Here is a 14,513-nt window from a genome sequence, read left to right as displayed (position 1 = left end):
CAGAAAGACACTCGTGGCGACACCATCTACCTGGCCAGACGCAACAACCGCTCGGCCACCACCGCCGGAGCCATGTGGCGGCGCATGGATTCGGTGGCGCGCAGTTCACCGCGCAGGGTCATGGGTTCGCTGGCGTGGGCGCTGGTCAGTTGCGCCTCGCAGGCGTCACGCAACAAGGCGAACGACGCCTCCACCTCCGGGTACGCGTTGTCCTCTCGCCAGGGCAGGCGCAGCGTGGTTTCCGCCTCGCGCCCCGCATGCGAGGGGGCATCCAGCACGTACGCGCCTTTGGGGGCCTCGCCCGCGCGTTCGCTTTCGCCGGGGTAGCAGTGGGGCCGCCACGAATCGGGCGGCTCGGGAATGGTGGACTGCACCCGCACCGGGGGCACGGCCAGCGCCTTTTCGTGCGGTTCAAGGGACACGGTATAGCGCAGCACGGGGCGCAGGTTGCCGCGCTGCTTGTCGATGCGCCATTCTATGCGCATGGTCAGGCTCCTTCGTGCAGGGTCAGCACCTCGCCGAAGGGCGGAGCGTCGTCGCCACTGCCCGCCCCCACGGGCCGGGTGGACGCCCACAGCACCGGGTACGGCGGCGGCACGGGAAAACGGTTGCATTCAAGGTCGGTCAGGCAGATCAGGCAGGCCGGGCGCAGGCCGTCGGCATCCACGCGGGCGAAGGCCGGGCGGTAGTCGGTGCCGCCGCCCCCGCGCGGGGTCAGGCGCAGGGGCAGGTCCCAGCGGGTCAGGTGCAGCACCTCCTGCACGGCGCAGTCGCAGTAGATGACCGTGAGCCGGGTATCGAAATCCTGCAATATTGCAGACACCTCGCCGCAGAAGCGCGCCAGCGACACGTCGTCCACCGAGCCGGAACTGTCGATAACCAGCACCAGTTCCGGCAGGTCCTGCGAACGCAGCGACGGCAGGTGCAGCCCCATGTGCACGTAGCGCCGGTTGGGCGGCGTCCATGAATAGTCGTTGGCCGTGCACTGGCAGATGAACCGGCGCAGCAGGGTGCGCCAGTCCAGCGGCGGATGCAGGGCCTGCCCGGCCAGACGTTCCAGCCCGGCGGGCAGGTCGCCCATGAAGCGCGCCCCCTGCACCGCCTGCCCGAGGTCGATGCGCAGGTCGCGCTCTGCCCGGCGGCGTGCGGCGTCGGACGCGTCCCCCTGCAACTGGGGATGGTCGCGCACCTCGCCGGAAAAGGACGTTTCCACGTTGTCGCGGCCTTCGCCCTCGCCCGTGCGGTCGCCGCCGCGCCCGTCGGCGTCGTCCCCTTCCGGCAGTTCCGGCGGGGCCTGTTCCGGATCGCTGCGGCGCTGCGTGGCCGGGGCGTCTTCCGGCTGGCCGCCGGACGCGCCGGAACGCGCGCCGCTGGCCTCGGCCTCGCCCTGGGCCTTGTCGCCCGTGCCGCCGCCCTTCTCTTCTTCCTGCATGCGCGACAGCACGGCGTAGATGTCTTCCGCCGTGCGGCCCCGGTGTTCCGGCGCGTCCAGAAACCCGGCGGGCAGGGTGAAGCCCGCGTCCAGCAGGATGCCGTTCACCGCGTAATCGCAGGCCCGATTCCACAGCCCCTCGTCGCGCCCGTCACGGCGCACGTGGTGGCCGCAGACCACGTGCAGCACCTCGTGCGCCTGCATGGCCGTGACCATGGCGTCCGGCAGGGCGGCCACCCGGCGCGGGTTGAAGCCCAGGGTCACGCCGTCGGTCCACAGGCCGTCGCAGGCGGGGTCCGCCTTCAGATGCAGGCGCAGGGTCAGAGAGCCGAAAAAGGGGTGATCCAGCACCAGCGCGGCGCGGGCGCGCAGCATGCGCCCGTGGGCCTCGGTTTCCAGCGCGAGCGCAGAAGGGTCGGGGGATTCGGGGGCGACGGAGGCGGCGGGGAAAGAGGTCATCACCCCGGCGGTGACGTGCGCAGCGCCCACACCGTGCGCTCCCCCGGCGGACACACCGCCTGCCACCTCCCCCGACAAACCCGCAACAACCGGTGCAACGCCCCGCCTGCCGGGCCGGAAGTCGGCAATCTCCGGATGCACGGCCCCGCTCACAGCAGCACGTGGGCGTTGGCCTGCGCCCACCGCGCGAAGGACGGCGTTTCCACCACCGTGGTGTCGGCGCGCACGGAATCGCGCATCAGCAGCACGCCGAATTCCACGGGCAGGCGGTCGGCGTAGCAGACCAGCGCATCCATGGTGTCGGGCGCGGCATGGCGGGCCAGCGCCTCGCAGATGGCGTAGGCGGCAGCAGGCTCGTCGGGCACGGGGGCGTCATGCGGAGCGGCCAGCACGGCGTCCGGCTCCGGCAGGTCGCGCCACACCCGCAGAAATCCCGCGAATTCTGCGGCGGCCCCTTCGCCCACGGCCCCGCGCACCAGGTCGTATTCCACGGCCTCGTCAGGCCCGGCGGCCAGCATGTCGGACACGTATTCCCAGGTGCGCGGCGAAGGAAAGGCGCGATCGGCCACGGCGGGGTCGAAGTCGTGCAGCAGGCGCGGGCGAAAGCGCAAAAAGGCCGTGACCTCGGAACGGATGTTCGCCGTCTGCGCCCAGCCCAGCCAGTCGTCGAGGTCCGTCTCGAAGTCCAGGTGCACCATGCGGTTGGCCAGCGCGGTGGGCATGCGGTGGGTTACCGCCCGGTCCTGCTCGCGGTTGCCCGCCGCCACCACGGCCCAGCCATCGGGCAGGCGGTACTCGCCAAGCTGGCGGTCCAGAATCAACTGGTAGCAGGCAGCCTGCACCAGCGGCGGCGCGGCGTTCAGTTCGTCCAGAAACAGGATGCCCCGTCCGTCATCGGGCAGGAACGAGGGCGGGCACCACCGGGCGCGCCCGGCGGCGTCGATGGTGGGCAGGCCGCGCAGGTCCACGGGATCCAGCAGCACGGCGCGGATGTCGCGCAGGTCCATGCCAAGGTCGTGGGCAACCTGCGCCACCACCCGGCTCTTGCCCACGCCCGGCGCACCCCACAGGAACACGGGACGGCGAATGGCCACCAGCGTGGCAAGGGCGCGAGCAATCTGGGAAGGAATCATGAAGGCTCCGGGGGTGAAGGAATGGCGAGAAGGGGGGACGGCGGCAGATGGTATCGACGAAGCCGGACAACGCCGCCGTAAGGCGCGGCGCACCCGGCAAACCCCGCAGCGAGGCGTATTGGACGGACACCATGTTGGGGGAAGGCACATGCCGGGCACGCCGCCCTGCCGGGCCGCCGCCGCATCCCGCCGGATTAAGGCACAATGCGGAACAGCCACGGAGCAGGCGTGACGCCGATGGGGGTTGCGGCCCGTTTGTCTCGCTTCCGTGACGCAGGGGGGCGGCGTCATCGGTGCCGGGTGGGCCACGTCGGCGGCACTCCCTGTGTATTGAAAATGAAAATCGAAGTCAACAAAAGTCGCAACCGTCTTCTCCCGCTGCCGTGGGCGGGCGAATCCTCCTCCCCAAACCCACGCTACGAACCGGCCAATGAACCGGCCAAAACACATTGCCTTTTTGTTCGTATCTCCCTATATATTCGGCATATGAAACCGGACAACATACCGGCCACGCTGGCTCCTGTCCTGCCCGAGGGGCAACACCTTGATGAACTGCGCGATCAGGCGCTGGCGGTGGTGCGCGCCTCCGCCCAACTGGACGGCAGCCTGCATCCACTGACGGCGGATACGCTGCGCGAGCGCGTCAAACTGCTGAACAGCTACCACAGCAACCTGATCGAAGGCAGCAGGACGTCCATCTTCGCCATCGAGGCCGCGTACCAACAGCGCTTTTCGCCCGACGACCAACGCCGTTACGCGCAGGAACTGGGCCTCGCCCACGTGGAAACGGAGTCAGCCCTGCTGCGGCAACTGGCAGAAGCGCCCCGCGACATCTGCTCCACGGACTTCCTGCTGGACATGCACCGCGAATTTTTCAGCCACCTGCCCGAGGCGCACCAGTATGTGCATTCCGGGGGCCGGTTCACCGACATTTCCGTGACGCCCGGCCAGTTGCGCGACCGCGAAGTGTCCGTGGACGGCGGGGCCAGCATCCACGGCCCGCTGGCCCGCGACCTGCCCGGGTTGATGCGCCAGTTTGCCGAAGCATACGCGCCAGACCGCCACCACGGACTGGACAGGCTCATCGCGGCGGCCGCCAGCCACCACAGGCTGACGTGGCTTCACCCCTTCCGTGACGGCAACGGCCGCGTGGTGCGCCTGCTGACCGAACTCTACCTGCGCGCGGCCGGAATCAACGAGAGCGGCGCCTGGTCCTTCTCACGCGGCATCTCCCGCGACCGGGCAGGGTACTTCATCCACCTGAACGCCGCCGACCCGCAACGCGACGGCCGCTTCGGCCTGGTCGACCTGGCGGACTTCTGCGCGTTCGTCCTCGAAACCTGCCTGGACCAGATCAGCTTCATGGCCGCCAGCCTCAACGTCCGGAACATCGCCCTGCGCTACCAGACCGTGGTGCATCGGCATCTTGTGGGCATTCCCCAGGCGGCGGGCGTCCTCCGGTCGGAGGACGCGGCGCTGGTGGCCCGCCTGCTGGCCCTGGTCTTTGAAACCGGCGAGTTGGAACGCGGCATGGCCACCATGGTGCTCGGTAAAAGCCAGCGCACGGGCCGCCGCGTGCTCAGCCTGCTGCTGCGGACGGGACTGCTTCAGGCAGCCACCCATGTGGCCCCGGTGCGGGTGGCCCTGCCCACCTTTGCCCTTTCCGATCTCTTCCCCCCCCTGTTCCCCGACGCCGTGGTGGGCGGCCCCGCGCTGTAGCCGTCCCCCTCCCCTCGCGCGCGAAAACGGCGGCCCCCTTCGGGGCCGCCGTTCGTCGTCACATGGGGCGGACGATACCGGGCGCGGCCCGCGCCATCCCGATCAACGCCGTTTCCAAAGCAGGATGACTCTGGCCCCCCAGAGTCTGTTCCATGGCAAACGATCATACGGATATATGAAAATAGATATTGAATAAAGTATTGAAGCAAGGCATACTACCGCAAACATCACCCTTTGGAGAATATGTTCTGCATTGGCTGTCGTGCGCGCATGGCTCATTCATGCCTGCAACACAGGCATGCAGCACGATACATCTTGCCATAAACACACTGCAACAATTTGTATTTATAGTAAATTTCAAACACATTATTCATCTGAAAATCTGCATAGCAATGCGCACCTCATAAACAATTAGCGTCCATTCCGGACAAATCGCCTTGAAATAGAAATCGAAACACCCCCTGCACAACCATGAGCATACGCAACTGCCCATTACATCCTCATGATGCACACTCACATCCGTGCTGTTCATCCAAAAAATTCATTACCACCTTGTTGATACTGAATACTCCCCTCATGACCGCCATGCTGGTCAGTATTCTGTTTCCGTGGGTCATGAGCGAACGTGAATCAAAAGAACGCTATCAGCTCGAACTTCTGCAGAAGCAGGAAGACACAATACGATATTTCTCCAAATCGATTACAACGACGATGAATTTGATGTCGCAGGTCAAGGATCTTGAGCTTGGCATTGCATGCGGACAGCGCCCCGACGACGTGGAAACCCGCAGGGAACACTCCAAGACGTACAATTCCGTCACGATGACGGAACCCTATGATGCGGCCTGCGCCATGGCCAAGGTGTATTTTTCCAGAATGTCCGCTCACGACCCGATATCCGAAGACATCGTCTCCCTTGAACGGAATATAGACGTGTATTTCAACATGCACGTCCAGGAAATCTCCCAGTGCGCTCAGGCACGCAGGGCGTTGGACGACCAATTCACCACAACGAAGGATATCTACGAGGATATCCTCAAGAAAATGCTCATGCAAGTACAGGAAACAAGAAGGAAAAAATACAACTCTTGATCAACCATCAAAAACCGGGAGGGCCTTGTCATGAAAATGAAATGTCTCGCAGCATGTTTTCTGCTTGCGACGCTCGCCGGATGCGGAACGTACGGCAAACCTTTCGCCTACAATCCTCCGAAACCTGCGGGAACAACCTCCACCTCCCAGCAGCATGCGGGGCAAGCCGCGCAGGACGCCACCCGGCAAGAGGGCCAGTGACATGCATGCGCCGTCATTTTTACCCGCCCTCGTCCTCCTCATCCTTTTGAGCGGCTGCGTCACCACGGGAATGACCACGGTGGGGCCCATCCCTGTTCCGACACTGGAACAACGGATCACCTCCGTCGAATATTACAGAAAGACATACAATGTGGATATCCTGTCGAAGCAGCATGACATGCGCAAGGAGATCAGCAACGCTTTCCAGGCGGCATACGATCTGAGCAGCAAGATCAAGGTGAATGGCAAGGCCATTACCGTCACCCCGCAGACCAACTTCATGTATAAGTCCCAGAGCATTGGAACCAACGATTACACCATCAGCTGTACACAGATAGCAAAGCCGGAAAAACAGAAGGACGAGGAATACTGCTGGGCGGCATGCGTCCAGTGTCTTATCGGGTCGCGCGACGGCAGATACATCGACCAGGAGACCATCGTCGCACGGTACAAGAGCAAGACCGACGACGCAGGCAAGGCGGGCAGCGTGGCCGACATGCTGCGTTCCATGGGCTTCGTGAACACCACGCTCACCGAGGCGGGAGCCATGCATCTCGTCAAGACGCTGGGCAACAACCAGCCTGTGATGCTCGGCATAACGAACCAGCAAACCGGCGTCGGGCATGCGGTGCTGGTGGTGGGCGCGCGCTATTCCTTCGTCAATCCCCTGTTGCCGTTCCTGCCGCCCTCCAGGGGCGTGGCCTTTTCGGAGCTGACGATCATCGACCCCGCCGATGCGGAACTGAAGACGCTCGACATGGCCGAATACTCCGACCGCGTGGGCTTTCTGCTGTCCGTCTATACCAACGGCTGATTTCCCGTGCGCAGAACATGAAAACGGCGGCCCCCTGTGGGGCCGCCGTTCGTGCATCTCTGCCTGTTTCCTAGCACCAAGCGCGGCTCGCGCCGCCCCTACCACTTGCGCTCGTACTTGTTGCGCAGCCAGATGGCCGTGGCGTTCATGCCCAGCAGCAACACCAGCAGCACCATGATGCCCGCTGCGGTGCGTTCGGAAAAGGCCCGCTGCGAATCAGACGCCCAGGTGAATATCTGGGCGGGCAGCACCGTGGCCGCGCTGTTGAAGTTTTCCGGCGCTTCCGGGATGTAGGCCATCATGCCCACGATGAGCAGGGGCGCGGTTTCGCCCATGGCGCGGGCCAGGCCGATGATGGTGCCGGTCAGGACGCCCGGCAGCGACAGCGGCAGCACGTGGTGCCACACCACCTGCAACGGCGTGGCCCCAAGGGCCAGTGCCGCCTCACGAATGGACGGGGGAATGGACCGGATGGCCGCCCGCGTGCTGATGATGATGGCGGGCAGGGTCATCAGCGACAGGGTAAGCCCGCCCACCATGGCGGACGAACGGGGCACGCCCATGAAGTTGATGAAGATGGCCAGCCCCAGCAGCCCGTACAGGATGGACGGGATGGCCGCCAGGTTGTTGATGTTCACCTCGATGATCTGGGTCAGCCGGTTGTCCGGCGCGAATTCCTCCAGATACACCGCGCACATCACCCCCACGGGAAAGCTGATGGCCAGGGTGATCAGCAGCACGTACAGCGAGCCGATGGCCGCCGCGCGAATGCCCGCCAGTTCCGGCAGCTTGGAATCGCCCGCCTCGAAGAACCCCCAGTTGAAGGACAGCCGCGCCCTGCCTTCCTGGCGCATGGTGTCCACCAGCGTCTGGTGCCTGGGCCGCAGCCGGTTGGGGTTCCCCTTCATGTACTGGTCGGTGTCCGCGCTGGCCAGCACCCACAGTTCCTGCGAGGTGCCGATGAGCCGGCTGTTCTCGGCCATCATGGACGGGATGAGCCGGGTGAAGCTGCGCGAGACAATCTGCACCGTGTCCGGATCCATGGCGGCGTAGGGGTTGTCGTGCGCCTCGGCCGTGTAGTTCACGGTCACCAGCAGTTCCGCCTGCTGGAAGGCGGGGTACCCCTTCATGGTGATGTCGAACAGGAAGAACACCAGGAACGCCCCGGCCAGGAACAGCGCGGAAATGGCGCACAGGCGAAAGCGCCTTTCGGCCGCGCGCCGCCTGCGCAGCAGTTTCTTTTCGTCGATGCCGAACAATGATGCCATGCTGCCCCCCTACTCGTACTGTTCGCGGAACTTGCGGATGACCACCAGCGACACCACGTTGAGCACCAGCGTCAGCACCAGCAGCACCAGCCCCAGCCCGAAGGCCGAAAGGGTCTGCGGGCTGTCGAAGGCCTGGTCGCCGGTCAGCGAATCCACGATGCTCACGGTGACCGTGGTCATGCTCTTCAACGGGTTCCACGTCAGGTTGGGCATGAGCCCGGCGGCCATGACCACGATCATGGTTTCGCCCACCGCGCGAGACACGGCCAGCAGCACGGCGGAAACCACACCCGGCAGGGCGGCGGGCAGCACCACCTTGCGGATGGTTTCGGACGTGGTGGCGCCCAGCGCGTACGAACCTTCGCGCATGGCCTGGGGCACGGCGTTGATCACGTCGTCCGACAGCGAGGAGACCAGCGGAATGATCATCACCCCCATGACCAGTCCCGGCGCCAGGGCGTTGGTGTATTCCGCCTCCAGCCCCATGGACTCGGCCAGGTGCACGATGAGCGGGCTGACCGTGATGGCGGCGAAGAACCCGTAGACCACGGTGGGGATGCCCGCCAGGATTTCCAGCGCGGGCTTGGCGATGCGCCGCACCCGCTGGCTGGCGTATTCCGCCATGTACACCGCGGCGAACAGCCCCATGGGTACGGCCACCAGCATGGCCACGGCGGTGATGTAGAAGGTGCCCGCGAACAGCGGCAACGATCCGAATTCCGGCGTGGCCACGTTGCCGTCGGCCCGGCCCGTGGAAATCAGAAAGGCCGTTTCCGGGCTCCACTTGGTGCCGGTCAGGAAGTCCCACAGGTTCACCAGGCGGAAGAACTGCATGGCCTCGAACACCACCGAGACAACGATGCCTATGGTGATGAGGATGGAAAGGCACGAGGCCCCGATGAGCGCCCAGCGCACCGCGCCCTCCACGCTGTGGATGGCGCGGAAGTCTCGCCCGATGGCCCGCTGCGACCACACCAGGCCGAACGCGGCCAGGGCCACGCCCCCGCCCGCCAGCACCGGCCCGGGCACGGTGGCGATGTGCAGCAGGTGCAGCAGCCCCGCCAGCACGAACAGCCCCATGGACGGCAGGGCCACCCACAGGCACGAATACCACCCGTAGTACACGAGCGGCGAATGAAATTCCGTGCCCCGCGCATTATCGGCCCCCGCCCTGCGGCGGGCTGCCATGTACGCCAGCACCGAAAGCGGCAATATGGCCATCAGGGCCATCTGCAACGCGCTTCCCATGGTCATGTGCGTTCCCGTTGGCCGGAGGGCGCGCACCCCCCGGAAATGGTGAAGGCCGGGGAAGGAGATGTCCTTCCCCGGCACGTGCGGCTTGTTGCTACTTCAGGTCGGCGGCGGTCAGCTTCTTGAGGCTGGTCACGTCCTTGCGCACCTTTTCGCGTTCGGCGGCGGGCAGCGGGATGAGACCGATGGTCTTCAGGTAACCGGCGTCGCCGATCATCTTTTCGGACATGAACAGGTCCACGTATTCCTTCAGACCGGCGATCTTACCCACGTGGGCGTCCTTCACGTAGAAGTACAGCGCGCGCGAGATGGGGTACTTGGCCGAAGAGATGTTGTCGAAGGTGGGGGCGTTGCCTTCCACGGTGCAGCCCTTGATGCGGTCCTTGTTCTCGGCCAGGAAGCTGTAGCCGAAGATGCCCACGGCTTCCGTGTCCTTGGTCAGCTTCTGCACGATGAGGTTGTCGTTTTCACCGGCGGGCACGTAGGGGCCGTCCTGGCGAATCTTCTTGTACTGGGTGGCGTCCTTGCCAAGCACGGCCTTGAAGGTCTCGTCCTTGCCGGTGAACTTTTCGACCACCATTTCGATGAAGGCGTCGCGGGTGCCGGAAGTGGCGGGCGGGCCGTAGATGACGATCTTGCGATCGGGCAGGGCCGGGTTCAGCTGCTTCCAGGTCTTGTAGGGGTTGGGCGCCAGCTTGCCGTCCACGGGCACTTCTTCCAGCACGGCCAGGGCCAGGTCCTTCAGGGACAGGTTCATGTCGGCGTTGCCGATGTTCTGGGCGATGACGATGCCGTCAAAGCCGATCTTGGCTTCGGTGATGTCGGTGACGCCGTTCTTGGCGTTGGTCTCGAATTCCTCCACCTTCATGCGGCGGGAAGAGTTGGTGACGTCCGGGGTGTCGGGGCCGACGCCCGCGTAGAACAGCTTGTGACCGCCGCCGGAACCGGTGGATTCGACCACGGGCGACTTGAACTGCTTGTTGGTGGCGCCGAATTCTTCGGCCACGGCGCTGGAGAAGGGATACACGGTGCTGGAGCCCACGATGCGGATCTGGTCGCGGGCTTCGGCCACACCGGCCAGCGAAAGCACAAGCGCGGCGGCAAGCGCCACTTTCTTGAACGACTTCATTGCAAACCTCCCTGACGGTTCCCTGTTGGGGGTAATTGTGTGCGATTCAGCGTCAACGCGCCACAAGAAGTATCCAGCGCAAGTTACGGCCTGTTGTGACGACCGTTACAATCCTGTGTCGCGTGATTTTCCCGTGCCGCACGCCGCGCCCGCACCGTGTCACGCCTGTGATTCACTGTCATCGCAGTGGGTTGCGCCACTACCATCACAGGCCATGCCGTCCATGACGTGCTGCAGTTCCCCGGCCAGGCGTGACAGCCCGGCCACGGCATCGGCCGATTCCGCCATGCCCTGGGCGGTTTCGCGGGCGATGGCATCCACTTCGGCCACGGCGCGGCCCACGTCCGCGCCACCGCGCGTCTGCGCCTCTGCCATGTCCGCAATGGCCCGCACCTCGCCGCCGGAATCGCCAATGCGCGCCAGGATGTCGTCCAGCGCCCCGCCAGAGCGTGTGGCCAGCGCATCGCTTTCGCGCACGGCCCCGGCCACCGTGGCGGTGCTGTCCACGAAGCCGCGCGTGGCCCGCTGGATGGCCCGGATGCGCTCGCCCACCTGGCTGGTGGCGTTCATGGTCTTTTCCGCCAGCTTGCGCACCTCGTCGGCCACCACGGCAAAGCCGCGCCCGGCCTCACCGGCGCGCGCCGCCTCGATGGCCGCGTTCAGCGCCAGCAGGTTGGTCTGGTCGGCAATGTCGCTGATGACGCCCATGATCTGGCCTATGCCTTCCGCCTCGCGCCCCAGTTCCGCCACGTTTTCCTGCAACCGCTCCACCTGTCCGTGCACCTTGTGCATCACGTCCATGGAGGCGCGCACCACGTCGCGGCCATCCTCGGCCACCTGCATGGTGGACCCGGCCATGTCCACGGCCAGCGCGGCGCGGCGGCCCACCTCGGCCACGGTCTCGTTCATGCGGTCCATGGCGGCGGTCACCTCTTCCACGCGGGCCAGTTGGCGGGCCGCCCCGTCGCTGGAGTGGGCCACCTGCTCGGCCAGTTCATGGGACGACGAGGCAACCCGGCGGGCGATATCCTCCGCCTCGCGCGCGGTGGCGGCAATGACGGCGTTCTGGGCATCCAGCCGGGCATGCTGGGCGCGCTCGTGCGTCAGGTCCACCCACAACGAGATGGCACCCATCAGTTCGCCATCCAGGTCGTAGATGGGAGTGGCCACCATGTGCAGCACCACCTCGCGCCCGTCGGCCTGCGGGTCCAGCACCACGTCTTCCGCCACACGGTCGCGCCGTTCCATGCTGCGCCGGGTCAGCACCGGGCGGGCGGCATCGGCGGTGCTGCCGTAGACCAGTTCGCCCAGTTGGCGGCCCAGCCATTCCGCCGGGGCGCCCGCGCGCCGCAGCACATTCAGGGCCTCTGCATTGACGTGGGTGATGTTGTTGGCCAGGTCCACCACCACGCAGGGCACCACAACCCCGTCCAGCACCCCCTGGCTGAAGCCCAGGCGCATGCGCAGTTCGCCCACCATGGCCTGCACCGCGCGCACCGTGGCCCCAATGGTATCGTCCGCCGCGTAGTGAAAGGTATAGTCGAAGTTGCCGCGCGCCACCTGCTGGGCAAGGGTGGCCAGCCGCTGCATGGGCACCATCAGTTGGCGCACCATCAGCCAGATGACCAGCGCGGCCACGGGCAGGGCCACGGCGGCGGCGATGCCCGCACCGCGCCACAGTCGCTCGCCCACGCCGTCCATGAGTTCCGCGCGGCTGACGGTGGTGACGAAGGTGACGTCCCAGGGGGCATAGCGGTCCACGCAGGCTTCGTACTCCTCGCCGCCATCCGTATAGATGAGCGCGCGGGAATCGCCCTTGCCCATGCGGGCAGATGCGGGGCCCTGCTCCTGCGGGACGGCGCCCGGCTTCAGGGCGGCGCCCCACGGCAGGTCGAAAACGTTGCGGCCCACCATGGCCGGGTCAGGATGAATAAGGATGGTACCCGCCCCGTCAAAGGCAAAGGAATACCCCTTGCCGCCCACGTTGTGGCGCACCACGGCGGCGGCGAATTCCGGCGTCAGCAGGGGGCGGGCCACCTCCACCGCGCCCAGCACCTCGCTGCCGTCCATGCCCTTTACCGGGGCGTAGGCGGCCAGGTTCCACTGGCCGCCCATCTTGAGAATCCCGGTGTAGCCATTGCCTGCCAGCACCGCCGCCGTCACGGGATGCTCCTTCGCCAGATATGTCCAGCGGGCGCTGCCGGAAGGATCGGCCACGCTGGAACTGACGCGCACCAGCCGCCCTTCATGCAGTTGCAGTACTGAGGCTCCCACCCCGGCCAGGTCGCGGATGCGGTCCACGAGGTCCGTGCTCTCATGCAGGTAGGTGGACCCCAGCTTGAAGCCGGGCAGAATCGCCCTGGTCGTCTGGCCGGTGTCAGCATCGCGCAGTTCCGCCTCCACCTCCATGAAAATCTCGGGGATGGGAAACCCGGCCAGGCCGAACTGCAACTGCATCAGCTTGAGGTCGGAACCGATCTTGTTGCGGTTCAGCGTATCCTGGAACCTGGCGGATTCCATGAGTATCTGCGAGACGTTGCGCAACGATGCGCGCCCCTGCGCAAGATAGCCGCGCCGGGCGTCCACCAGGCTGGTGACCAGCATGGCCGTCATGGTCACCAGCACCATGGCCAGCGAACCCGCGATGAGCTTGGTGCGGAACGAAAGGGTGGAAAGCATGCGCCCGTCCTTGAGGTATGCCGGGGAACGAATCCGAGCGGCGTGGATGCGGGCCGGGGCGGGAACGGAAGGTTGGGGCGCACGCCAGGCGCGCGCTACGGCACGGAACCCGCTGCGCGGACCTCCGTCTTGCCGGACGCCAGGGCGTCCGGGTGCCCCCAGCCCGCTCGTCCCGTGCCTGCCCGGCTGAAGCTCGCAGGCAGGTACACGGTCGTCGGTCGGGGCGCGCCACCCTCCCCGGCGGCTGGCGTATTCATGGGGCACCGGAGCGAAGATCAGGTTACGGCGGCGTCACGTTTCCGTAACACGTGGCGGTTTCACTGCCTTCTCCACGGGTTGGCGCATGTGGCGTTTGCGTTGCGGCAACTTTCGGTGGGACGGATCACGATCATGTCCGATGGGACGGATCATGGACGCCAGCACGGGGCCGTAGCGGGCCGGGAACACCCATCCCGTACCCGGTGCGTTTCCGGGCCGGACGTGCTACACCGCGCGCATGGCGATCAACTCCCACCGCTTACCTTGCACCGAGCCCGCCCGCCGGAGATCATCGTGAAGACCATCGGCGAGGCCCTGCGCGGTTTTCTGGAACGTCGCGGCGCACCGGAACGGATGCGCCTTGTACGCCTGTGGGAGAACTGGGACATGGTCATGGGCACGGACATTGCCGTGCTGGCCTACCCGCTGGGCCACCGCAAGCGCATCCTGCTGGTGGGCGCAGAGGACAACATGGCCATGCAGGACCTGACCTTCCTGACGCCGGAAATCCTGGAGCGGGTCAACGCCTTCATGGACGACGTGTCCGACGGACCGTACTTCGAACGGGTAGAGGTACACCTGCTGCAACGCCGCACGCCGCTGGACGAGGTGCGCGTGACGCGCAGCGCACCCCCGCCGCGCGTGCCGCCCAGGCCGGACAATCTGGGCGGGCTGTTGGGCGCCTTTGACCCCGAATCGCCCGTTGGCCGCGCCTACGCCAGCTACGTGCGCATGTTCCGCGAAATCGGTGATGCCGCCACAAGGCCAGGCGGTGCCGCCGGACAAAACGGACAGGCCGGACAAAGCGCGCAGGCGGAACAGGTCAGGCAGACAGGACGCCCTGAACGGGGCAGTACCGGCGACAGGAAATGACCCCTTCCGCCATCCCCTCCGCACCCACTTGCCGCGCCGCCATCTTTTTCGCTTGACGCACACCGCAGCTTCGGAGTATCCGTCTCTTCCGCGTCGCAAGACGCACAGGGTGTCCCCATCGTCTAGCCGGCCCAGGACAACGGCCTTTCACGCCGTCGACAGGGGTTCAAATCCCCTTGGGGACGCCACCGCAAGCCAAAAGGCG

11 protein-coding genes and 1 tRNA gene are annotated in these 14,513 nt (G+C 65.8%); 5 read left to right on the top strand and 7 right to left on the bottom strand.

Features of this window, described 5'->3' with window-relative positions; genetic code table 11:
• Positions 1-26 precede the first annotated feature (26 nt).
• The 3 genes from DESTE_RS13790 to DESTE_RS13780 form a co-directional block, all read right to left on the bottom strand.
• Positions 27-485, bottom strand: a complete 459-nt coding sequence (locus tag DESTE_RS13790; protein WP_035068206.1) for a hypothetical protein — start codon at positions 483-485, stop codon at positions 27-29.
• 2 nt (positions 486-487) lie between these two features.
• Positions 488-1,921 (bottom strand): vWA domain-containing protein, encoded by a 1,434-nt coding sequence (locus tag DESTE_RS13785; protein WP_051384474.1) that lies wholly within the window; start codon positions 1,919-1,921, stop codon positions 488-490.
• 119 nt (positions 1,922-2,040) lie between these two features.
• The gene (locus tag DESTE_RS13780) at positions 2,041-3,024 is read right to left on the bottom strand and encodes an AAA family ATPase (RefSeq protein WP_035068205.1); all 984 of its coding nucleotides are present in this window, start codon (positions 3,022-3,024) and stop codon (positions 2,041-2,043) included.
• A gap of 486 nt (positions 3,025-3,510) precedes the next feature.
• Here DESTE_RS13780 and DESTE_RS13775 point away from each other — a divergent pair, with 486 nt between their 5' ends.
• The 3 genes from DESTE_RS13775 (at position 3,511) to DESTE_RS13765 (ending at position 6,850) form a co-directional block, all read left to right on the top strand.
• Positions 3,511-4,743, top strand: coding sequence for a Fic family protein (locus DESTE_RS13775; protein ID WP_035068204.1), 1,233 nt, complete (start codon positions 3,511-3,513; stop codon positions 4,741-4,743).
• A gap of 576 nt (positions 4,744-5,319) precedes the next feature.
• Complete coding sequence (locus DESTE_RS13770) at positions 5,320-5,835, top strand: hypothetical protein (RefSeq protein ID WP_035068203.1); 516 nt, start codon at positions 5,320-5,322, stop codon at positions 5,833-5,835.
• 379 nt (positions 5,836-6,214) lie between these two features.
• Positions 6,215-6,850, top strand: a complete 636-nt coding sequence (locus DESTE_RS13765) for a papain-like cysteine protease family protein (RefSeq protein ID WP_035068202.1) — start codon at positions 6,215-6,217, stop codon at positions 6,848-6,850.
• Between the two features lie 98 nt (positions 6,851-6,948).
• Here DESTE_RS13765 and pstA read toward each other — a convergent pair whose 3' ends face one another.
• The 4 genes from pstA to DESTE_RS13745 all read right to left on the bottom strand — a co-directional run bounded on the left by pstA (position 6,949) and on the right by DESTE_RS13745 (position 13,177).
• A complete protein-coding gene (gene pstA, locus DESTE_RS13760) occupies positions 6,949-8,118 on the bottom strand; it encodes a phosphate ABC transporter permease PstA (protein ID WP_035068201.1) in 1,170 nt (389 codons plus the stop codon).
• A 9-nt stretch (positions 8,119-8,127) separates the two neighbouring features.
• The gene (gene pstC / locus DESTE_RS13755; protein ID WP_035068200.1) at positions 8,128-9,372 is read right to left on the bottom strand and encodes a phosphate ABC transporter permease subunit PstC; all 1,245 of its coding nucleotides are present in this window, start codon (positions 9,370-9,372) and stop codon (positions 8,128-8,130) included.
• A gap of 91 nt (positions 9,373-9,463) precedes the next feature.
• Positions 9,464-10,498 (bottom strand): PstS family phosphate ABC transporter substrate-binding protein, encoded by a 1,035-nt coding sequence (locus DESTE_RS13750; RefSeq protein WP_035068199.1) that lies wholly within the window; start codon positions 10,496-10,498, stop codon positions 9,464-9,466.
• A gap of 159 nt (positions 10,499-10,657) precedes the next feature.
• Positions 10,658-13,177: a methyl-accepting chemotaxis protein gene (locus tag DESTE_RS13745; RefSeq protein WP_035068198.1), complete on the bottom strand. Its 2,520-nt coding sequence runs from the start codon at positions 13,175-13,177 to the stop codon at positions 10,658-10,660.
• 552 nt (positions 13,178-13,729) lie between these two features.
• On the opposite strand from DESTE_RS13745, the gene DESTE_RS13740 reads away from it, so the two are divergent.
• Positions 13,730-14,308, top strand: a complete 579-nt coding sequence (locus DESTE_RS13740; RefSeq protein WP_245590853.1) for a DciA family protein — start codon at positions 13,730-13,732, stop codon at positions 14,306-14,308.
• A 111-nt stretch (positions 14,309-14,419) separates the two neighbouring features.
• Positions 14,420-14,496: transfer RNA gene (locus DESTE_RS13735), tRNA-Glu, on the top strand.
• Positions 14,497-14,513: the final 17 nt, after the last annotated feature.

Source organism: Nitratidesulfovibrio termitidis HI1 (genome assembly GCF_000504305.1).
Taxonomy (GTDB): Bacteria; Desulfobacterota; Desulfovibrionia; order Desulfovibrionales; family Desulfovibrionaceae; genus Cupidesulfovibrio; species Cupidesulfovibrio termitidis.
This window is presented reverse-complemented; position numbering and strand designations above follow the sequence as displayed.

Bases quoted from the DNA above. Each gene is read 5' to 3' on its own strand.
- DESTE_RS13780 (WP_035068205.1), bottom strand. From the start codon at position 3,024: ATGATTCCTTCCCAGATTGCTCGCGCCCTTGCCACGCTGGTGGCCATT.
- DESTE_RS13790 (WP_035068206.1), bottom strand. From the start codon at position 485: ATGCGCATAGAATGGCGCATCGACAAGCAGCGCGGCAACCTGCGCCCC.
- DESTE_RS13750 (WP_035068199.1), bottom strand. From the start codon at position 10,498: ATGAAGTCGTTCAAGAAAGTGGCGCTTGCCGCCGCGCTTGTGCTTTCG.
- pstA (WP_035068201.1), bottom strand. From the start codon at position 8,118: ATGGCATCATTGTTCGGCATCGACGAAAAGAAACTGCTGCGCAGGCGG.
- DESTE_RS13765 (WP_035068202.1), top strand. From the start codon at position 6,215: ATGCGCAAGGAGATCAGCAACGCTTTCCAGGCGGCATACGATCTGAGC.
- pstC (WP_035068200.1), bottom strand. From the start codon at position 9,372: ATGACCATGGGAAGCGCGTTGCAGATGGCCCTGATGGCCATATTGCCG.
- DESTE_RS13770 (WP_035068203.1), top strand. From the start codon at position 5,320: ATGACCGCCATGCTGGTCAGTATTCTGTTTCCGTGGGTCATGAGCGAA.
- DESTE_RS13745 (WP_035068198.1), bottom strand. From the start codon at position 13,177: ATGCTTTCCACCCTTTCGTTCCGCACCAAGCTCATCGCGGGTTCGCTG.
- DESTE_RS13775 (WP_035068204.1), top strand. From the start codon at position 3,511: ATGAAACCGGACAACATACCGGCCACGCTGGCTCCTGTCCTGCCCGAG.